This window comes from Fluoribacter gormanii (genome assembly GCF_900156395.1).
In the GTDB taxonomy this organism is placed as follows: domain Bacteria; phylum Pseudomonadota; class Gammaproteobacteria; order Legionellales; family Legionellaceae; genus Legionella; species Legionella gormanii.
Window position 1 is genome coordinate 1 of record NZ_FTNL01000026.1, and the last position, 20922, is coordinate 20922.

Sequence of the window (20922 nt, forward strand, 5' to 3'; positions counted from 1 at the left end):
TACACCGCAGGAGATCCCTCACCCTCGCTGCGCTCGGGTTCGGGATGACGTGGGGAGTTACAATATTATTCTAATTAATTGAGAATAATGAGTTTATCTTGGGATTGCTATATCCACTTTCTCCTCTGTTCAAATAGTTTGGAGAGTAGAGCTCATTTGAAGGCAGAACTCTATCCACAAACTTGATGTAGTACTCTTAATGAATAGCTTCCCGCCATCGCGGGAATGACATAAGATTTTTTAATAAATGCCTGGTGTGAGAGAAAAATGAATCTTAAATCGAATAATTCTTGGAACTATTTACCAGGTTTATAAATTGTTGCAACTCACAGGTATTTCCACCACAGGCTGGAATCGAAACAGGATTTCCATTATAAGTGATTTTTACAAGATAATAATTTTCATCATGTTCGTAAAGTGAGAAATTGAGATTTGAGGCATACGGTGGTGCTATTTCCAAAGGAGAACCTAAAAAGCTCAATGCACTCGCAATTGTCGTATCATGTGCAGATAATAAAACGTATTTAAGCTTGGATTTTTTCTGACTACCGTTATACAGATAATTGGCAATATTTGTCATGAGTTTCGTACTGTAGGCAGCCGCCAGAGTTTGAGGTTTTTCTTGTGCCATAAAAGCCCAATTACTGGCATTAATGATTGTTTCAATATCTTGACTACTCAATCCAATTGGCATTGGTGCATTATGTATTTGATGAATGTATAAGGCATCACCTAATAATCCAAGATTAGCCAAGTTTTTAATTTGAACTCCTGTCAGAGTGCTCCAAAGAGGGTATTTATCCTTGAGTTCATTATTTTTTTGTTGCCATTCTGGCGTAGAGTACACATATTGCTCCATTAATTTTGCTCGTTCCGCGGAACTTATCTGCTGAATAATCACTTCATCATATTTAGATGGAGCACTAAAAACAGGAATGGGCTGAACAGCATAAGGCAAAGCTGGAAGAGAAGATCCTGTAGTATTGGGTCCTGTCCCAGGAGGATACAATCCCATTAATAATGATTGGGCGCTCATCAGTGTGCGTTCATAATCAGTGGAGCGCACATACATTGTTCCATGCTCGTACTGCTCAGGCAATAAATGTGTTTGCTCGATATATTTTTTACGAAACTGCATGCCCATTTTATATTCTTGTTGCATGCCCTCGGCCGTAAGCTGTCCAGGTCCCTCTTGCCATTGATAATTTACTGTTGAAAGAGGAACAATCGGTGTCCTATCTCCATGCCGAATGATATCAACAGCAAAAATAAGTGTATCATCTGCAAATAAAAGCGATGGCACACTCAGTAATAATGCAAAGCTCAAACGAAATTTGTAACCCATTTCTCATACTCCTTGTTAAGAATATATTATTGTCGAATAGAGGTTTTTATAACTTTTCATCATAAGTTTTAGCTCTGCACTATGATGAGTATGAATGCAAAAATCAAGATTTTATTTTCAAGGCTCTATTTATAAATCGGCTGCTCCAGTTATTTAAATTCTTTTTGAGATTTCTTAATAAAAACATTAAAAACAAACAAGTAGTGCTATTTTTTCTGGAAAAATTCTCACATCTATGTAAAAGTAATTCGGCTTTACAGGACTTATGAAAAAAACTAGGTCGAGGCAAAAATGTTTATAATTAGGGAGTTTAGATAAACTAAATAACAAAATTAAAAGCATTTTTTATTAAAGAGATTGGTTTTTTTCGTAAGCTCTCTAAATAAAACAACTATAAAAGCCAGGAGTATAAGTGAAAGGATTGAAATATAGTTTTTTATTGATTGGTCTCTGGCTAATCTCGGAAACTGCTTGTACTTCGAGCGAATCATCATACAGCGCACTTCATATCGCTTCTCCGAATAAATCGTTTACTTTGACCAAATCTGAATTGCTGTCCCATCCTGACCTAACCCAAGTAACGATTAATAATGACCGCGCTTATCCAAACAAAGTCATGCACCATAAGGCTATTCCTTTGTGCAAGCTCCTTGCCCCATTTCATATAAGACAACAAGATATCATCGAATTCATAGCCAAAGATAATTTTCATGTCTATGTACCCGCACACAAAATTATGGATTGCAGCAAAAATGCGTCCATTGCAATGCTGGCTATAGAACCCATATCAAAATGGCCAGTAATTGACAATCATACCGGGCTTACAGCGGGACCTTACGAAATTATTTGGCTTTATCCTGAGCGTTCCTATATATCCAACGAATATTGGGCATGGAGTGTCATGACGATAAAAATTAGTCAAAAACTCAATTATCAACACGTTCTTGCGCCTCCCAAAACAACGAACGCATCGATTGCTAATGGGTACAAAATTTATATTAGCCATTGCGAGGGTTGCCACATGATAAATCATGTTGGAAAAAGCGATATCGGTCCAGACTTAAATTGCCCTAAAAATCCATTGAATTATTATCCGAACATCACCCAATTGAAAAAATTTATACGTGATCCAAAATCAGTTCGCACTCTTCCACAAAGCCGAATGAGCGGTTCAGATAAACAATCTTTATCTGATAATGACCTGGATGATTTAATTAAGTTTTTCGCATATATGAATACAAAAAAACAATGTTAACCAAGAAATGGGAACTAAAGACTCTTCTACCAACTTCATTGACAACCCTTTTCGAACATTCTAGAGTTTAACTATACATAATATGGATATACAACATGAAGCTTTTTAGGCACATTGTTTTTATAATCCTGTTAGCAAGTAGTCTCTTGGCTTATGGCGATCCGCTTGCTGTAGGCGTTTTGAAATTTGCCCCGCCTTTTTCATCAACCGACAGTGACAATCATTATTTTGGTTTTAGTGTCGACCTTATGGATGAGATATGTAAACGTATTGCTTCATCCTGTATCTACAAACCAACTGATTTGGATTCACAATTTAAAGATCTCGATTCAGGTTATATCGACATTACTTTTTTACCGAGCCCCCTCCCTTCAACTGAATCAACAAATTACGTATTCAGTCTGCCCTATATAACAAGTAGAGGGCAATTTATCTCATTAAAGAATTCAAACATCAACACAATCGATGATATTAAAAACAAGAAAATTGGCGCACTTCGAGCAACCTTTATCCAATCTAATGTATTGCCAAATTATACTTCCAAACAAAATATTAAAGCATATTCCCAAATCACATTATTAATAGGAGCACTGAGTAATCATGACATCGATGTAGCTTTAGTAAATGAAAATGTTGCCAAATATCTGCTCAACAATGCTCTCAAAGGATTCCAACTGGTAGGAAAACCTATTGTCATGGGAAACGGTTATGGAATAATCGCACTTAAAAAGAATGCTGCGATCATTGATAAAATTAATAAAGCCTTGTTAGAAATAGAAACTGATGGGACCTATTTAGCTATTTATCATAAATATTTTGGCAATTAGTACAGCCTTGTTAAAAATAAAAACTGCCGATACTGATTGATTGTGTATTTAACGAGTTCGACTTAGAAATTAATCGTTACCCCCTCTTCTTACTATAGCTAATTATCAATGTACCCACTGAATAGGATCTATTTGTATTAAGTAATCCTTTCAACCCATTGAAAAATCTATCAACTTTTATTGATCTAGAATCAGTAATCGACTTAAGATAAACACTAAAATATCCGAAAATGGATTTGAAGATGCGACTATTTAAAACTACTTTGCCCCAGCTTCTTCTCGTTGGGGTTGCTTTTCTATTCCTTACAGCAGGCCATGCAAGTAAACCCGTGTGGACTTTTACACCGGATCCAAATTATCCACCAACAATTTCTATAACACCAATAGGATCAGCAACGGTTAAATATACGATTACGAATCAATCGCGCAAAACGCATACCTTATCTATGAAACCCATGACAGGGATTACCCAGATCACTTCAACCGGAAATTGCCCTAATCCATTTAAATTGAATTATCATCAATCCTGTACTCTTAATTTGCTTGTAAATGGAAGCAAACTACCAGGCAATATTAAAGGTGGTCCTATTGTATGTGAACAAGGAAATGGATTGGAATGTTATCGACCAGCCTTAGCTAACATTTTAAATATCACTATTATACCTGTAACAAAATATTTGATTACTCCTACTGCAGACGCCCATGGAAAAATTAAACCCAATACACCACAAACAGTCATCGCGGGAAGTAGTTTGACTTTTACGGCAACGCCTAGCCCGGGTTATCAAGTTAATGAATGGTTGATGGATGGAGGCACCGCGCAAAAAGGTGGAACAACGTTCACCTTATTCAATATTGATAGCAATCATACAGTAGAAGTTACATTTACGCGGTCAGGAATAGTATATGCAGGAACTGCCAGCGGTTCTGTTTATTTTTCTATTAATAATGGTTTAACCTGGGCTGCCACGCCAACGGTACCATCGCCGGGTAATACAGTGAATGGCATATTTGTAACACCGAGTACTTTATACGTAGCAAGTGCAGATGGTAAAGTTTACTATTCAACCAACAATGGTACTTTTTGGAGTGCGACAACAGCCCCAGGTACTTCAGCAGTAAATAGTGTCTCGGTTACAACTACGTCGAAAATTTATGTCGGAACCCAAGAGGGAACAGTTTATCATTCAAGCGACAAGGGTACTACTTGGGTATCGACTGCAACAAATCCAGGTAATGGAGCTGTCAACAGCATATTCTTAACCCCGTCTACTATCTATGCAGGAAGTGCAGATGGCAATGTCTATTATTCAATAAATGATGGCGTTACTTGGAATAGAATTAATGGACCAGAAGCAAGTGTTCCAGTGCCCATCCAAAATGTTTTTGCTACAAATAACCAACTTTATGTTAATACTCGGCAAACCTCGACGAATAGCACTTTACCACCTGGAACCATCAATTTTGAATACGCCTATTTCACTAACAGTTTAACCAATTCCAATCCGATATGGACTCTTTTATCCCAAATAACATATACCTTGTTTGTAAATGCAGATGCAACCGTGATCCATGCAGGAACTCAGAATGGTCATGTGTTTTCTTTAACAACAGGCGATGATTTGGGATTTATCACATACAGTCCAATTAGTAGTCTATTTTTTTTCGGATAACATAGGGAGATAATTCATGTTGAAACTTAAAAAAGTGGTATTTCTTTTATTGTCATTTAGTTTTGTGACAACAACTTCCTATGCAAAGCAAGCAACTGACTTATCGAGCGTGAATAGTCCAGGACTAAACTTACTCAATGAGGCCACCCTGATTCGACCTATGAATCCTGATATAAAAATTTCATTTATAGCGCGGTTAAAAATACGCAATCAAGCCGAATTAGATAAGCTTGTTCAAGATATTTATGATCCAAATAGTTCTCGATATCATCAATTTTTAAATTCCGCTCTTTATGAACAAGAATTTGCACCAAATAAAGAAGCGGAAGAGGCCGTGCAACAATTTTTTTCTGCTCAAGGAATGCAGGCAAGCATTGTTAATCATAGTTTACGTATAACTGGAACAGTGGCACAAATCAAACAAACACTTCATGTACAAATAAATTATTATCGATATAAAAACAAAATAGCTCATGCCAATGCAAGTAATCCTAAATTAAATCAGGAAATTGCCCAATATATTGCCGAAATTACTGGCCTTAGCACTATTCCTCAATTTCACTCGGACATAGAACGTGTTAACAACAATTCTGAAGAAGTTCATGATTTAAATTTTATCTGGAATAATTTTACTCCTTTTGCAATTCCTACAGATATTTCATTGCAAGGCTTCACAGGTGAACATTTGCAAAAGACATATAACCTAAAAAACATTCCTCGTATTAATGGTCAACATCTCGATGGAACAGGACAAACTTTAGTTATTGTCGATGCGTGTGGAACTAATAGGCCAGATCAAATTTTGAGGGATGCAAATCAATATTTTAAAGCAAACAAGATAAAACCCTTTGTGACCTCAGGGCCATCAAAGAATTTTGCAATAATCAATCCTGACGGAACCCCCTTCACAACATGTCCTAATGCCACATCTTCGAGTCATGAAATCCTCTTGGATATTGAATCATCTCATACAATAGCGCCTGGAGATAATACAGTTTTGGTACTAGGTAAAGATCAAAAGAGCATATTAACTGATGTGATTCATACATTGATTCAGAATAAAAATACGATTGCTGGTTTTTCTAATGCCTACGTTATATCTAATAGTTGGGGTGGCGAAGAGACTTTAGATACGTCACTCGAGCAAACTTTGAAATTAGCTGCTGCTGCAGGAATCAGTGTTAATTTTTCTTCTGGAGATTGTGGTGATTTTACGTACAGCACTCAAAAAAAATGTACTGGAATTTGGACTTCACCGCCAAAAGTTAATTATCCTGCCAGCTCAGCTTATGCTACTGCAGTTGGAGCAACTGCCTTATTTGTAGATGTAAATTACCGTTATGCATTTGAAACCGTCTGGGGATCAGTTAAAGCGTCTCAAGGCACCTATGCCTATGGAGGGGGTACTGGTGGAGGCATTAGCCAATTTTATGGTCCAGTTGCCTGGCAGAGCTCGATTAGCAATTTCACTGCTGGTGGTTATGGAGTTATTAATAATTTTGGAAATCGCCGTGCATTACCTGATATTGCGATGCTAGGTGATCCACAAACAGGATTACTGATTATTGCTGATGGAACACAAATTCAAGATGGAGGCACAAGCTTAGCTTGTCCTTTATTTTCAGCAACTTTAGTCTTAGTAAATCAAGCACGTGGTTTACTGAATAAAGGGACACCTATAGGCCAGGCAGCACCTTATTTATATCAAATGAATCATGTTTTGCTCGCCAACAGAGCAATTAATCTTATTATTCCGCCAGCGCTTATTATTAGTGGCGCAACACCACCACCATCTACCACAATTCAAGGTACCCCTGCCCCAGCCTCTGCATTTACCATTAAGAACAAAACTTTTGGATGGGATTCATCACTTACCCTTGAGCCAGAAGATCAGTTTTGGAATGATGGAGTTGGTATAGGTTCACCTAATATTCCAAACTTTGTTTTAACGATGGCTAATATGTAACGATCAATAATGGAAGCAGGCTACAAAAATTGTAGTTTAGCCAAAACGAAGTGGATCCTGGGTTTAAAATGAGTTCAGAGTATCCTTGGATTCCGCTTCGCATCCCCCCAGACTAAACCATGGCCACTCCTTCAGATAGTGACATATTTAATGGGTAGAGTGATTATAAATTCACTTCCTTGTCCTAAAACACTCTTAATTGAAATGGTTCCATGATGTTCGTGAATAATACTGTAGGAAATCGATAAACCTAAACCCGTCCCTTTTCCAACTGGTTTCGTAGTGAAAAACGGTTCGAAAATCTTAGCTATTGTTTCTTTAGTCATACCTGTGCCTGTATCACGAATACTTATTAAAATGTCATCTTGTTTCCTAGTGGTTGTAATAGTAATTTCCCCATGTTCAGGAATTGCATGTGCCGCATTTGTCAGGATATTCATAAATACTTGATTGATTTTTCCTGGAAAACATTCTATTTCAGGAATATCGCCATAGTTTTTATTAATAATAATTCGATCGCGAAATTGATTGTGTAATAAAGTTAAAGTGGAGTCGATATTCTCGTGAATATTAGCGTGTTTTAGCTCTCCCTCATCAAGCCGCGAAAAAGTACGCAAATCTTTTACAATATTTGCAGTACGTCTTGCACCCTCTTCAATGCCATCAAGTAAATTATGGGTTTCTTGGAGGGTAAAAGCCAAATCAATGGTTTCACTGTATTTTGAAATTTCGAGCAATTTATCTTTTATTGGTGCGTCAGGTGTAATTTCTTCGTATTTTTTTAATAGTTGCATAATATCATCAATATCGTTTTTTAATGGGCCAATATTGGCCGAGATAAAATTAACCGGGTTATTGATTTCATGCGCAATCCCTGCAGTTAATACTCCTAATGAAGACATTTTTTCTGCTTGAATTAATTGAGTTTCAGCCTGTTTTAAAATTTCTAATGCCTTATTAAGTTGAACGTTCTTTTTATTCAGATCCTGCGTACGTTGTTCCACCCGTGATTCCAGTTTGATATTCGCTTGCAGCAATTCTTCTTGTGCTTTTTTTCGTTCGGTAATTACTGCGGACAAAATTAAGGTAGTAAAAAATATGACGGCAACGAATGCCTGTAAAAATATCAAGCTAGTTGAAATTCCTACAAATCTAAATTCTTGATAGCCGTGAATCTCAAGCCAGAGCACAGAAATTGAAATTATAAATGCCGTAATTAGCGCCAATCGAACACTAAATCGCACAGCAGACCATACACAAAAAGGGAGTAAAATATAAGCTAATGGATAATGCAGCATATAGATCATAATAATAGTGCAGCATAATAAAAGGATTAAGATCATATATTCAAGAAAGGACTTCCAGTTAAAGGTAAGTTTACTATGATACCAAGTCATAATAAGGGGAGTTATAACGATAATACCTACAACATCACCTATCCACCAAACAAACCAATTATTTATAATTAGTTCGGGTTTAATTAAGTCAAATAATACCAGCGAAATGATACCTAGAGTACAACTGGTAAGAGACAACAGAAAATCTCCTCCAAAAGTAAAAATTAAAACATCTCTGACTGTATAGAATGGGGTTTTGGTATGAGTGTAATGTTGAATAAATTGAGCAGCCAATATTGCTTGTAGCCCCGCTCCAGCCCCTACCATGGTAGATGCAACCCAATTTTGCCAAGACATAAGGTTACCTAGTGATGCAGTTAGAATTACTTCAGAAATAACTATCCCGAAAAAAATATTATTTCCATACCAAAGCACCATAGCCAATGCTGCCCCTGATGGAAGCCAAAGTGGGGTTACTAAGGTATCGGGGACAATCCAAATATTACTTACAACCCCAGATATTGTGTAAAGTAAAACTATAATTAAATTCTGGTACCAAAATTGCCACGTTTTTAACGTATCAAAGCTCATGTTTTCCTTCCAAGAACTCTATAAAGTTTGATTTTTTCTTCTTTACCTCGAATTACTTGGGGTTCTATCTCTTCAACCAGAATTTCATTAGCAATAGGTTTATAGGTGCTTTCGCTGATCAATAAAGTATTGGGTTTATTTTTGGTTAGCTTTTCTATTCGTGATGCAATATTCACCGTGTCGCCAATAACTGTATACTCCATATGTTCACTAGTACCTACATTGCCAGCGATTACCTCGCCAGTATTAATGCCAATTCCTATGGTGATGTCACGGCCAATTGCATCATGGTATTTTTCATTAAATTCACGCAATGCTTCAATCATTGCTAACCCTGAAAATACAGCGTTTAATTGATTATCGATATGCGAAACCGGCGCACCGAATAAAGCCAAGATTCCATCGCCAATTAATTTATTAACGCTACCATGATGATCTCGAATTATTTGAGTCATTAATTCAAAATATGCATTTAATAGTTCCACAGATTTAACCGGGCCTAATTTATCTGATATGGAAGTAAATTGACGTATGTCTGCAAACATTGCTGAAATAATACGATATTCACCGCGAATCAGGGATTCCTCCCCCTGAGCATTTAAAATTTCATCGACTATATTTTTAGGCACGTATTTTTGAAACAACTCCATGATTCGTTTTTGATATAATACTTCCTGATTCAGTTTTTCAATCAAATACAAGCGCTCTTTTTCAAGATTCAACATCTTCAAGCCCGTATCAATATTGATCTTTAAATCAACTGGATCCCATGGCTTGGTAATATAGCGAAAAACTCGCCCCGTATTGATGGCCTTAATAATTGCCTCAACATCCGTAAAACCCGTTAAGATCATCCGAATTGTATTGGGATATTCTGGAATAATGGATTCTAAAAATTGTACTCCCGTCATTTCGGGCATTCTTTGGTCAGTAATAACAATTTGAATATTATTATGGCGCATAATATCCATACCTTCGCGTCCTGAAGTCGCAGTATATACATTGAAGTGACGGCGAAAAGTCGCGACAAATGCAGTAAGGTTATGCACTTCGTCATCAACATAAAGGATATTACATGTCTCTTTATCCATAAAAGCTCTTTAGAAGCATTCAAGCCCTATAGATATTTATAGTCCATTGGATATCACTTTGGCTAGTTTCAGTACTTGGAATAAAAAGAAATTTCAACCTACTTTTAGTAAAATTTTTAATTCCATTGAATTAATTGACTTTTTTAAGATAAAAATCCATCCAATCTTTAAAACGTTGCAAACGATCTATTTGAAAATCAGGTCTATCAAGAGAATGGTATTGTTCAGGATATATGATTAATTCTGTGGGTATATTTTGTGATCTTAAGGCTTGATATAATTGTTCAGAACCAATACATGGCATATTAAAATCGAAACTAGCGCACATAAACAAAGTAGGTGTTTTAATTTTATTCGCCTTCATTAATGGGTAACTCAATTTCATATAGAGTTGCGTATTTAACCAGGGTTTTCCTAATTCAGTCTCATAATCTAAAGTATATTGATCCACTCCATAGTTGCCCAAGATACTGCCGGTTCCTGCTCCGCTCACAGCTGCCTTAAAGCGTTGAGTGCTCGCAATAACATAATCAGTAAGCATACCACCATAGCTCCAGCCTCCCACAGCCAATTTATTGGGGTCGACAATGCCTTTCTCAATTGCATAATCCACAGAAGCAAGAACATCTTTTACATCGAGATTCCCCCAGTCTGCGTTAATCGCATTCGAAAAATCAAACCCTCTTCCAGAACTTCCTCGTGGATTGGGCGCTATAATGGTATAACCCTGAGCAGCAAGCCACTGCCAATCAAAATTAAACTCATGACTGAATTGATAAACGGGTCCCCCATGTAAATTCAAAAGAGCGGGATACGGTGTCCCGGGTTTGTAATTTGCAGGTTTGAGCAATAAACCTTCGATCAGGGTTCCATCAGCGCTTTTAAACTCAATATCCTCTACAGGACGAAATTGAACCTCATCTAAAAGTTTTTGATTATGGTTGGTTAAAGGCCTCAAAGTATTTTCTACTGCAAAGAGCTCTGGTGGATGTTGGTCATCAGAAGAAACAACTACTATATGCTGTTGTGCTATTGAAAATTCGCTATCAACGTGCTTCCCTTTAGTTAATGCTTTGACATCACCTGTACTTACATCAATCTCACTCAGATGGGTATTTCTGCTTGTTTCAATCAAGGCATATATTTTTTTACCATCTTCGGACCATTCAGGTTTTGTAAACCAACGATCTAAAGGAGCAATAATCCGTTCCTGACGACTGTCCAATCTAACAATCGCTAATTGTGTGGGTGCATAAATAGGCGACTTATTGTTAAAGCTTAAATAGGTTATTTGAGAATTATCAGGACTCCATGATGGAGTAGATTCCCAATCTGGATCCATGCCCGCTCCTGGGGAGCGAGTTAATTGTATTGCCTTACTTCCAGATTTGTTGCTTATAACATACACATCTGAATTATAACTCCTGTCTGGTTCTGCCCCTCTTTTAGAGATAAATGCTATATATTTTCCGTTAGGTGACCAAGCTGGAGCCCATTCGTCATAAGGACCGGGAGTTAATAACTCAATTTGTTTACTTTGAAGTGCTATACGATAAAGATGCGTTCTTTTTTCGCTAAGATACCCCTGTATATCTTTTTTAAAAAGATATCTTGTAATGATTATGGGTTTATTTTTAGAAGCTTTTTCCTTTGCTTCACTGGCAATAAAGGCAATACTTTGGGAATCAGGAGCCCAAGTAAAATCACTTACATCATAGTGATTATTAGTCAGCCTGATAATTTTACCGTTTTGTTTATTTAATAATCTAAGACTATCATCACTATCAGATAAAAAAGCAATCCATTGACCATTTGGACTCCATTTAGGTAAATAATTACTGGCTTCCTTATCATTGGTGAGTTGTTTTGAGATCTTGCCATCGTAGGATACTATCCAGATATTTCGAATTGCACTTGTTTTGTTAACATTTTCTTCTAATGTGTAAACTACCCATCTCCCATCCGGCGACAAATCTGGCTCTCCGACGGTCTTTATTCGCATATAATCATTTAAAACTGGTAATCTTTGAGCGCACCACCCTCTTTCACAAAAGATAAAAGACAGCATTAATAGAACAAGCTGAAAGCAGACATGAACTTTTTTCAAAGTAATTTCCTTTTAATAAATCATCTCTTGCAGTCAAAAATCAACAAAACTAAGACCTCAACCAAACTTGAGACGCGCAAAGTATCATATCGTAGTTGTTTATATATTAGTTCAAAATTTGATACTTAGAGAGAATTGGACAAAAAAATCCAGGGATTTAACTCGCTAATTTATAGTTTTTATAGATCGCTCCCACTTATTTGGTAATTTTTAACCAATAAATAAAAATGGAGCATAGAAATAAAGAACATATTCTATGCAATTCTCACCCAGGAAAAAATCAATATTTTTACTTTCTGTCATTCAATTTAACAAAAGATTTTTATTGACCAAATAGGACAATATGTGAGATAACAACGACGATATAAAAAAAACAATGATGTAAATTATGGAGCATTATTGATAAATTTATATCAGCATATTACGGGATCTGTCTTACAAATATCAAAATGAGGCTAAATACTAAGGGAGTTATTTATGAGAGCATATAGAGAATTAAGCCGCCTTCCCAATCCCCTTCATTTATCAAGAATAAAGGATGTTCATTTTTACAACAAACCAAGTTATTTATTAGGTGTTTTTTCTGGAAATGGTTGGCGTCATAAGAGCATGGGAAAAACAATAGAACATGTTACAGATCCAAGGTTATATGATGAGTTAAAATCACATGCATCGGCTAATTTAAAATTATGGAAAAATGAAAGAGTAGATCCGCCTCATAAAGTTGAGGTGGTTTACCAAGACTTTGGAGATGCTGCTCTGGAAGTAACTAGAAAGCATGGAAAAATATATCCAGTTCTCAATATGGCCAATTCTTTGTTTCCAGGGGGGGCGGTTCTAGAAGGAGGAAATGCTCAGGAAGAAAATATGTGGCATCGTTCATCTTGTGTCCGTTCATTACTCTCTAAAGGCATATATTACGATGAAACTCGAAAATGTTTTCTTTATGATGAACAAACCAGAAAACTTTTAAGCGCCCAAGAAAAAATGAGCCCCGAAGAACTGGAATCCTTAAGCATACGACGAGGAATGCAACTACCCGAAGCCTATAAAGTCTTTATGAATGATGATCCACAGATTTGCTTTCGTGGACCTGAAATTTTGGTTCCAACAGGTTCTGAAGAACTCACATCAAGAAAACAATTTATAGCGGACAGTGCACTGAGTTATACATTCCTTCCTAAAAACAAAATATTTCCTTTCTATGAATTCAGATCGGCTGCTCCTGAACTTGTGGATAGAAAAATTGACTTCAAGGATGAACATGCTGTAAGAGAATATGTTAAAGACCTAAGTCGTCGTATCGGCGCGCAACTAGATACCTTAATTCTGAAAGGAAAAACTGAAGCAATCATGGGAGCCTGGGGATGTGGAAGTTTTAAAAATGATCCAGAGATAATTGCCAGTATATATCGCGAGGAAATTGAAAAACGGGCACAGCACTTTCAACATATTGTATTCCCAATAATAAATAATGAGAATGGACCTAACTTCCAGGTGTTTCAAAAATATTTAGATGGCGTACAGCTTGGAAAGTCAGCAGGCAAATCACGTTCCAAAGCACCAATTGAGCCTAATCCATACAGCATGTATGCTCAAGAAAATAAGAAAGTACAAATTAAAGAGGAACCGACTAATCCATGGACTTGTACTATCTTATAAGCTAATGCGGTATTTATTAATAAGAATAACTAATGGTAATAAGTCTTACCGCTTTTAAAATTGATGATAATAAGATTGATAAAGGCTCTTCGTAATGAAGAGCCTTTTAAGGTTAGTGTACAAGAACATACCGACCATTTTGTAACATATAACGATGGCCATTGTAATCAACATATTGTGGTTTTGTTTTGTGATAAGAAACTTTATGTCCGGTCACAACACCAACGCCGGTATCAACTACTTTACCAACCCCATGACCTACAGCAGCTCCAGTATCGGCTATAAATCCCACGCCTTTTCCTACCACATTAGCACCATATTTTACACCGGCACCTACAGTTGAATTGCTGTATTGGCTGGCCTGATCCATTGTATTGCAACCAACCAAGCTTAAAGACATGAGCAATGCTGAAGATGTAACGATTATTTTCATTATTTTCTCCTTGACCCCATAAAATGACTTCTATATGTATATATAGTTTATAAATTAATCATTTGTTAGTGGTTTTTTGAGAAAATATTTATTTGAGACATTGATAAAAATTAAGGAATTAAATCATAACATTCCGAAATTTACTTAAGTTTTGGCGTCTGTACTTAATTGTAATGACATTGGGAAGATGACTCACCCATAGCAGGTAATGCTTTAAATCCAAGTCGATTTATAACTGTTCAATTTAATGCATTACCTGCATTTATTTAATTCTTTTTATTAGAATTCTTCTTGATAAGAATCGGGCAAATTTTCTTGAAAGTTTCTAAAATTTTCTTCCGCTTCATTCTTTTTTTCAATATTAAAACAATCTTTTCGTTCCGCGGGATCTTGTATGCTGTCACAATTATTATTATTTGGGTTTACTGAATTAACGGCATATGCATTCAATGAGCATAATGCCATAATAAGAACTAATTTTTTCATAATTGACTCATAAATATATTTTTTTGATAGGATAATCATACCTAATTCAAACAATAAAATATATGCACACCGTATATAAAGTATCTCAACAAAACTCACATCCCTCTCCTCTCTTTCAAAAAGCACTGCAATGAAGGGTAAGCCAACGAAGAATGTAGAACCAGGACACTCATATCAGCACAAGAGAATTCGAGTATCATATCCAAACAACTCCCCCTTTGTTAGTAGCATTTCAAAACTCTTTGAGTTCTCAATGAAATTTGACCTTGGTAATTATGAAATTAGCATTTATAGTTTTGATTCATAAAAAATGACATCGGCTCATTCTTTTCGATGTTTACTATTTTAAGGAGAAACACTGGTGACTAAAGGAAAACAAAAAGATAAACAAAAATCTACTGGCGGCTGGTTTTATAGTATTTTTAATGTTCAGCCAGAATCTGGAGCTTACTGCACCCCAGATCAATGTTTTGTGAACAATCAACAAGCCTTTTCCACCACGAGTTTAATCTCGTCGATAACTCCAGAGCATACAGAACATTCTTTTGATTTTAATAATTCAAGTAGCACCACTAATTTTAGTGATTCCACATATTTATCAGAACTCCTTCCCCCTGAGTTAATCCAATTAATTACCGATGCAGCGCAACAAGGCCTTTTGATCTCCATGTTAATTACTTTAGTCAATGAGGGAGCTACCGATTATTTGAAGAATTTGCATTATCACCCCGACAGGATTTATTGGATTAATCAAAGCATTCGTGCACTTTTACTTATGGCAATGGGTTCTTCAGCGATTGTATCCATTGCGACACCTCTTGCTGGATACGTACTTCATTCTTATGGCGGCTATAGCAAAGAACAATCTAACTATATTTCTACAGGGATTGCCCTAGGTCTCAATCTATTAACCAATCCGCTGAGTCTTACCGAAACCTCAATCACTATAGGTACTTCAGTGAGTGCCAGTTTCTTAGGAAGCAAAATTACCAGGGCAGGTTATCATCTTATGCGTCATGCTTTTTTTGGAAATGCAGAAGCAGAACGTACTATTCACGAAAATGAGCTAAGGCCTTTAGCCAAGTTATCATAGAGCGTCAATGAATCATTATTAATTTAGTTGTAATTTGCCTCATTTTTATCAGAGCAGGCAACAGCATGCTCTGATAAAACTCCTGGATTCATCCGAAGAAGACTGGGTGAAATGCCAAATCCAACCCCTCCCGAAAGCTTTTTAATTCTTCCTGTTGAGACTCATCAACCATAAATTGCTCAATCGCTGTAATTGCTGCATAGGGTAACGGTTTAATTGCTGCGGTATAAAAAGCATGGTGATTAGGATTACCAAAAAAACTTCTATCTCTTGGTAGGTTTTTCATTTTTTTACTTACTTGCTCCATTTGCGATTCCAATGATTCTATTTGTGCTATTGCTGCTGTTGTAAAATGATAGACACCATACAATCCGCCGAATACAAGTGGCAAACTAATAATCAGAGGTGCAATAGTAAAAACCAATACGAATCCTGTAGTAACTGCCAATAAAGATAATGCTGCATTACAACTATTATCAGTAATGGATAATAATTGCTGGTTAAAAGCTGAAATTTCCTTAATGAAATCAGCTAATTTTTCCTTATTTTTGTCAAATTTAATATCAGAATAAATATCATTATTATGACTTTGCTTTCCATGTATTGACGCAAGATGACTGAGCATTTGATCGATAATATAGATTAAATCTGAAACATTCCCCTTACGGATATAAGCCATAACAAGATTATGCAGTGATTTAGACCAGTGAGGCTCTAAATTAATAAACTCTCGAGCATAACTATTTAATTGTTTGGTAAATTCAGTGGGTATGTCTCCAACGTTTAGTGCTTTTTTTCCCCTGAAAAAAGCCCCTGAATATTGAGGCAATCCATCAGCAAATGAATTATTTCTTGCTGTCAGGGTATTTAGCAAACTGACATACATATAAAATTTACCAAAATGGTCGGTATCTTGATTTTCAATGTGTTGACATAAAACTGCTAATTGACTTGATGGCATTTTTCTCTCACTGCAAAAAAAAATGCGATAATATAATAATGTTAATTATTAGTCACTTATTTTGTAATTTAAGAGTTCTGATTGTCTATTTACAGTCCTTAAACCTGGCGATCACACTTGTACAGTGGTACATTTGCTTCGTTCTCAGTTTGTTTATTTTATTACACCAATCTGAGGTTACTGATTATCTTTTATCGTTTATTGGGCATAATTAACATTCTAAGTTAGAATAAAATTTTAACCGATATTCATGAAATGAAAAAAACGTTAAAGCGGGTAATAGGTTTATACTGCTGCATTTCTTTAAAACTCTATGCAGTTAGTTTTCCTCAAAAATCGATTAGTTACTCTACCGGGATCGGCGCACCAATAACTACCGCAACCGCTGATACCCTGGATAAAGGTGAAATAGGCATCAGTCAAAGACTAGAATATTATCCCAGTATCCCTCTTTCTGATACCATTCTTTTGCAGCATCCTTTAGCCGAAAGCCAAAAGTCTAACTTTGCGAATTATATTCTGGCATTTTATGGACTTGAAAAAAATATAACCATTGGCGCCAGCCTTCCTTATGTGCTTAACTCCTCCATCTCTGCGGTTAATTTTAATGAAGAAACAAATGTTGGAAACATTATTGATTTAGGAAATTCTTCTGGAATAGGTGATACCAACTTCTTTTCTCTGTGGCGATTATTAGATGAGAACAATCATCCTGCCTCACTGGCTTTACTTTCTGGAATTAATGCCCCAACGGGTAAAACCACAGCAAGAGATAACTATGGAATACTATTTTCCGCATCGGATCAACCAGGGAGTGGCGCCTGGACTCCATTTGCAGGAATTATTGTTTCAAAAAAATTTAACAACTTTTCATTAAGTTCAAATTTAATTTACACCCAAAGTACCGAGGGTACACAGCAGACAACCATAGGCTCACTATTTGATTATAATTTTGCGACGGTTATCGAGCTGTATAAAAGTGAACAGGATAAATTGCACATTGATGGAGTTATAGAGCTTAATGGCGAATACGCAGCAAAAGATCATATCGCAGGACTAACAGATCCAAACAGTGGTGGAAATAGTATTTTTATATTACCGGGCTTAAGAGTAAATATACATAAGGATGTTTCCTTTTATTTAGGTGCTAATATCCCATTAATACAACACTACTTCGGAACGCAAGTAAAGAGTGCATATGGACTCACTGGCGGTATCGATCTCAGTATCTAAGGCTTTTGAGACAGATCAAATTCAGACAAAACATCAAAAAAATATTGGTTTTAGGAATTGTAGATTCGGCTGCGTATGAGAGAAGCTATTTTGATGAAGAGCTCCCAACAAACCCTCCTTGGTTCGGGAAATATGCTATGAGTTGAAAATTAGATACAAGGAGGATAATAATAATCGTTCGTATCCTGTGTTTCTTCTTTTTTGGGAGCTTTATCAAGATAATGTTGTTTCACTTGTTTTGAAAAAAAGCCTATCTCAGCTTTTGCTGCTTTTTCATTCCAAGTTTCTTCCAGAACCTCCGACTCTTTTTTCTCACATTGGTATCGAACACGGTATAGCTCATCTGGATCCGAAACAGGATCCACATCAGCTAGTGCTTCCAATGAGTCTCTATCTATCTGATCTAGTTTTATCTTTCTTACCTCACCACAAATACTTATGACCGCTTCAGGATGATGTTGGAAACCGATGGTGTAATATTTCCCTGTCCTTTTTTCAAAACTTTCAACTAATCTATCAAATTTACCACGTCCAGTAACTCGAAGACTGTTATTATCTTGATTCTCCTCTACATGTTGATGATGAAGACAAGTAACATTATATTCTATATTACTCTTATCTTTATGTTTGAGTTTAGAATGTAACGCATTATACAATTGGCTTCCTTCTACAACGACTACTTTATTATTAAAGGTGGCATCTTGGGTTTCTTTATAAACGGCATCAAAATGCTCATAATGAAGTTCATGCTGCTCAGCATCTTCGGGTATGTCAGTTACTTTATAACCATGATAATGTCCAACTGTTTGTTGTCCACGACATATACCTAAAAGAGGGATATCCCGACTCTCGGCTAATTTTGTAAGTTCTCCTTCAAATTTCTTACGCGGATCACTATCATCCTGTACTGGAACATTGGGCCCGCCTGGTAAATAGATACCATCTACCCTACCGTTAAAAGCGGGATGACTTAATCCTTCCTGGGGTGTAACTGGAATAACATCAAATCCTTTACCTTTTAAATAATCAATCAAAAGGTCGCAATAGATTGTACCTCCCTCGCGATCATAAAGTATGATAATTTTGGGCTTTTCTTCCGAATGCTTTAATAGTTCTTTTTCATCCCTATTTAAAGTGTATTCGAATTTTGGCTTCTCTTTGCTTGTATTTTTTGCAGAGCCAAGATTGGATAAATAATCAGTAAATTTCTGAAACATAATAGCGTACCTCAATTCATAATTTAGACAACATACCAAGCGTGTCCATCTAATATACAAATTGTACTCCTTGAATATTAAGTAACTATTATTAGCTCATTTAATTTTTATTAAATATTTATAAATTTCGTTGATGCTTATTCTGTGCAGTACTCACAACAAGATGGATGCCCTCATTGATGTACTAGAAAAAATTTATATAGGAGGAATCTGCGCGCCTAGGCAATGAGTGCAGCTTACTTTCGTATGGAGTGGTATTAACAGTTCGCTCTTTGCCTTCCTTGGCTTATAAGAGGCATATGGTAGTAATGAGATTTATATCCAGAGAGTATGATGTACACTTGAATCTACATCAGCAGGTTGTTTTTCTTTTTGCTTCGACTCTTGTTCAAGAAAGTGCTTTTTAACTTGCTTGGTAAAAAAACGCATCTCTGCCTTGGCAGCTCGTTCATCTATTGATTCTAAACGAGCGTTTCTTAGTTTTTGAACGAATGTAAGTTCTGTCTCGAAAGCCATCTCAGGATCAAAATAATTCGCTTTATATCGGCCTTCTTCAGCTTCTATTTCTGCCTGGATAATTTTTTCTTTTCTTGCATTCTCAAAAGAATGTATAAGTACTTCTGGATGATGCTGTACACCAAATGAATAATACTTTCCTGTTTTTATTTCAATGCTTTCGATTGTATTATCAAATTTATTACGACCTGTTGCCTGTACCTCACTATGACTTGAATTATCGAGTATATGTTGATGATGAAGGCAGGTAACCGAATACTCCATAGGCCCATCCTTGTCCTTAAATTCACTCTGTAATGCGGCATACAATTGACTTCCTTTTTCAACAACGACTGTATTATTTAAATCTGGATTACTCGCGTTATTCTCAACAGCATAATGCTTCTCATAGTCTGACAAATCCTTTACCTCCAAACTATTATGATGCCCAATAGCTTGTTCACCGCGACATATCCCCATAAGAGGAATGTCCTGAGTGCGTGCCAGTCGTGTCAGTTGGCCTTCAAACTTTTTACGCGGATCATTATCATCGTGCACAGGGATATCTGAACCACCAGGCAAATAAATACCGTCAAAAGAATTACTTGTAAACGTAGGATGATTTAATCCTTCATCAGGAGAAACCCTGATTACCTCTAATCCATCATTTTCAAAATGCTCAATCGCCAGGTCAGCATTCTTTGCACCATCATTTTCCTCATAAAGCGCAACAATTTTTGGTTTAGCCTCTGAATTCCTTAGCTGTCTCTTTTCATCAGCATTTAATTCATATTGGAAGTTCGATTGTTCTTCATTATTGGTTTCAGAATGGGCTTCTGAAAATAAAGCACTAAATGGTGACCAACTTGATGAAAAAAATCGTGAAAACATAATACACCCTCTCCATGAAATACAATTATTTTTGCAGGATAGATATTAACACACATAGGCAACACCCACATGAGATCAGGCATTGAATTTTGAATTTAAAAACTAGTATGATGATATTTTAACTATTTTACGTGCATTCATTTGAGGATCAATTTTTTTCAACATCTTATTAATAAATTCATCCGCTCAGAGTTCATTTGATATACCGCATCTTAAGGCAGGTATTACAATTGAAGAATCTATTGAAAACGCGGAACAT

Annotated in this window: 16 protein-coding genes; 7 read left to right on the forward strand and 9 right to left on the reverse strand. The window is 36.2% G+C overall.

Annotated features, from left to right (window positions below; all coding sequences use genetic code 11):
* Window positions 1–274 precede the first annotated feature (274 nt).
* A complete protein-coding gene (locus BW930_RS14280) occupies window positions 275–1345 on the reverse strand; it encodes a histidine phosphatase family protein (RefSeq protein WP_058468811.1) in 1071 nt (356 codons plus the stop codon).
* A 412-nt stretch (window positions 1346–1757) separates the two neighbouring features.
* Between BW930_RS14280 and BW930_RS14285 the strand changes: the two genes are divergently transcribed.
* From BW930_RS14285 to BW930_RS14300, 4 genes are all read left to right on the forward strand, one after another.
* Window positions 1758–2600, forward strand: coding sequence for a c-type cytochrome (locus BW930_RS14285; RefSeq protein ID WP_058468812.1), 843 nt, complete (start codon window positions 1758–1760; stop codon window positions 2598–2600).
* 95 nt (window positions 2601–2695) lie between these two features.
* Window positions 2696–3427, forward strand: a complete 732-nt coding sequence (locus tag BW930_RS14290) for a transporter substrate-binding domain-containing protein (RefSeq protein ID WP_058468813.1) — start codon at window positions 2696–2698, stop codon at window positions 3425–3427.
* 242 nt (window positions 3428–3669) lie between these two features.
* On the forward strand, window positions 3670–5100 hold the full coding sequence (locus BW930_RS14295) for a DUF6242 domain-containing protein (RefSeq protein ID WP_058468814.1): 1431 nt from the start codon (window positions 3670–3672) through the stop codon (window positions 5098–5100).
* 16 nt (window positions 5101–5116) lie between these two features.
* Window positions 5117–7066, forward strand: a complete 1950-nt coding sequence (locus tag BW930_RS14300; RefSeq protein WP_058468815.1) for a S53 family peptidase — start codon at window positions 5117–5119, stop codon at window positions 7064–7066.
* A 131-nt stretch (window positions 7067–7197) separates the two neighbouring features.
* Here BW930_RS14300 and BW930_RS14305 read toward each other — a convergent pair whose 3' ends face one another.
* From BW930_RS14305 to BW930_RS14315, 3 genes are all read right to left on the reverse strand, one after another.
* A complete protein-coding gene (locus BW930_RS14305) occupies window positions 7198–8994 on the reverse strand; it encodes an MASE1 domain-containing protein (RefSeq protein ID WP_058468816.1) in 1797 nt (598 codons plus the stop codon).
* Complete coding sequence (locus BW930_RS14310) at window positions 8991–10085, reverse strand: adenylate/guanylate cyclase domain-containing protein (protein WP_058468817.1); 1095 nt, start codon at window positions 10083–10085, stop codon at window positions 8991–8993. Before BW930_RS14310 ends, BW930_RS14305 begins: the two co-directional genes overlap by 4 nt.
* 130 nt (window positions 10086–10215) lie before the next feature.
* Window positions 10216–12153, reverse strand: coding sequence for a S9 family peptidase (locus BW930_RS14315; protein WP_058468932.1), 1938 nt, complete (start codon window positions 12151–12153; stop codon window positions 10216–10218).
* A 516-nt stretch (window positions 12154–12669) separates the two neighbouring features.
* Between BW930_RS14315 and BW930_RS14320 the strand changes: the two genes are divergently transcribed.
* On the forward strand, window positions 12670–13854 hold the full coding sequence (locus BW930_RS14320) for a poly(ADP-ribose) glycohydrolase domain-containing protein (RefSeq protein ID WP_058468818.1): 1185 nt from the start codon (window positions 12670–12672) through the stop codon (window positions 13852–13854).
* 112 nt (window positions 13855–13966) lie between these two features.
* Here the strand turns inward: BW930_RS14320 and BW930_RS14325 are convergent, their stop codons facing one another.
* Window positions 13967–14287 (reverse strand): hypothetical protein, encoded by a 321-nt coding sequence (locus tag BW930_RS14325; RefSeq protein WP_058468819.1) that lies wholly within the window; start codon window positions 14285–14287, stop codon window positions 13967–13969.
* Between the two features lie 279 nt (window positions 14288–14566).
* Window positions 14567–14773 (reverse strand): hypothetical protein, encoded by a 207-nt coding sequence (locus BW930_RS14330; protein ID WP_058468933.1) that lies wholly within the window; start codon window positions 14771–14773, stop codon window positions 14567–14569.
* Between the two features lie 361 nt (window positions 14774–15134).
* Here BW930_RS14330 and BW930_RS14335 point away from each other — a divergent pair, with 361 nt between their 5' ends.
* Window positions 15135–15866: a hypothetical protein gene (locus tag BW930_RS14335; RefSeq protein WP_115266174.1), complete on the forward strand. Its 732-nt coding sequence runs from the start codon at window positions 15135–15137 to the stop codon at window positions 15864–15866.
* Between the two features lie 88 nt (window positions 15867–15954).
* On the opposite strand, the gene BW930_RS14340 is transcribed toward BW930_RS14335, so the two are convergent.
* Window positions 15955–16827: a hypothetical protein gene (locus tag BW930_RS14340; protein ID WP_058468821.1), complete on the reverse strand. Its 873-nt coding sequence runs from the start codon at window positions 16825–16827 to the stop codon at window positions 15955–15957.
* A gap of 255 nt (window positions 16828–17082) precedes the next feature.
* Between BW930_RS14340 and BW930_RS14345 the strand changes: the two genes are divergently transcribed.
* Window positions 17083–18060: a transporter gene (locus tag BW930_RS14345; RefSeq protein ID WP_076547577.1), complete on the forward strand. Its 978-nt coding sequence runs from the start codon at window positions 17083–17085 to the stop codon at window positions 18058–18060.
* A 149-nt stretch (window positions 18061–18209) separates the two neighbouring features.
* On the opposite strand, the gene BW930_RS14350 is transcribed toward BW930_RS14345, so the two are convergent.
* A complete protein-coding gene (locus BW930_RS14350; RefSeq protein WP_058468822.1) occupies window positions 18210–19277 on the reverse strand; it encodes a gamma-glutamyl-gamma-aminobutyrate hydrolase family protein in 1068 nt (355 codons plus the stop codon).
* 315 nt (window positions 19278–19592) lie between these two features.
* Window positions 19593–20663: a gamma-glutamyl-gamma-aminobutyrate hydrolase family protein gene (locus BW930_RS14355; protein ID WP_058468823.1), complete on the reverse strand. Its 1071-nt coding sequence runs from the start codon at window positions 20661–20663 to the stop codon at window positions 19593–19595.
* Window positions 20664–20922: the final 259 nt, after the last annotated feature.

Bases quoted from the DNA above. Each gene is read 5' to 3' on its own strand.
- BW930_RS14280 (WP_058468811.1), bottom strand. From the start codon at position 1,345: ATGGGTTACAAATTTCGTTTGAGCTTTGCATTATTACTGAGTGTGCCA.
- BW930_RS14290 (WP_058468813.1), top strand. From the start codon at position 2,696: ATGAAGCTTTTTAGGCACATTGTTTTTATAATCCTGTTAGCAAGTAGT.
- BW930_RS14295 (WP_058468814.1), top strand. From the start codon at position 3,670: ATGCGACTATTTAAAACTACTTTGCCCCAGCTTCTTCTCGTTGGGGTT.
- BW930_RS14300 (WP_058468815.1), top strand. From the start codon at position 5,117: ATGTTGAAACTTAAAAAAGTGGTATTTCTTTTATTGTCATTTAGTTTT.
- BW930_RS14305 (WP_058468816.1), bottom strand. From the start codon at position 8,994: ATGAGCTTTGATACGTTAAAAACGTGGCAATTTTGGTACCAGAATTTA.
- BW930_RS14310 (WP_058468817.1), bottom strand. From the start codon at position 10,085: ATGGATAAAGAGACATGTAATATCCTTTATGTTGATGACGAAGTGCAT.
- BW930_RS14315 (WP_058468932.1), bottom strand. From the start codon at position 12,153: ATGCTGTCTTTTATCTTTTGTGAAAGAGGGTGGTGCGCTCAAAGATTA.
- BW930_RS14320 (WP_058468818.1), top strand. From the start codon at position 12,670: ATGAGAGCATATAGAGAATTAAGCCGCCTTCCCAATCCCCTTCATTTA.
- BW930_RS14325 (WP_058468819.1), bottom strand. From the start codon at position 14,287: ATGAAAATAATCGTTACATCTTCAGCATTGCTCATGTCTTTAAGCTTG.
- BW930_RS14330 (WP_058468933.1), bottom strand. From the start codon at position 14,773: ATGAAAAAATTAGTTCTTATTATGGCATTATGCTCATTGAATGCATAT.
- BW930_RS14340 (WP_058468821.1), bottom strand. From the start codon at position 16,827: ATGCCATCAAGTCAATTAGCAGTTTTATGTCAACACATTGAAAATCAA.
- BW930_RS14345 (WP_076547577.1), top strand. From the start codon at position 17,083: ATGAAAAAAACGTTAAAGCGGGTAATAGGTTTATACTGCTGCATTTCT.
- BW930_RS14350 (WP_058468822.1), bottom strand. From the start codon at position 19,277: ATGTTTCAGAAATTTACTGATTATTTATCCAATCTTGGCTCTGCAAAA.
- BW930_RS14355 (WP_058468823.1), bottom strand. From the start codon at position 20,663: ATGTTTTCACGATTTTTTTCATCAAGTTGGTCACCATTTAGTGCTTTA.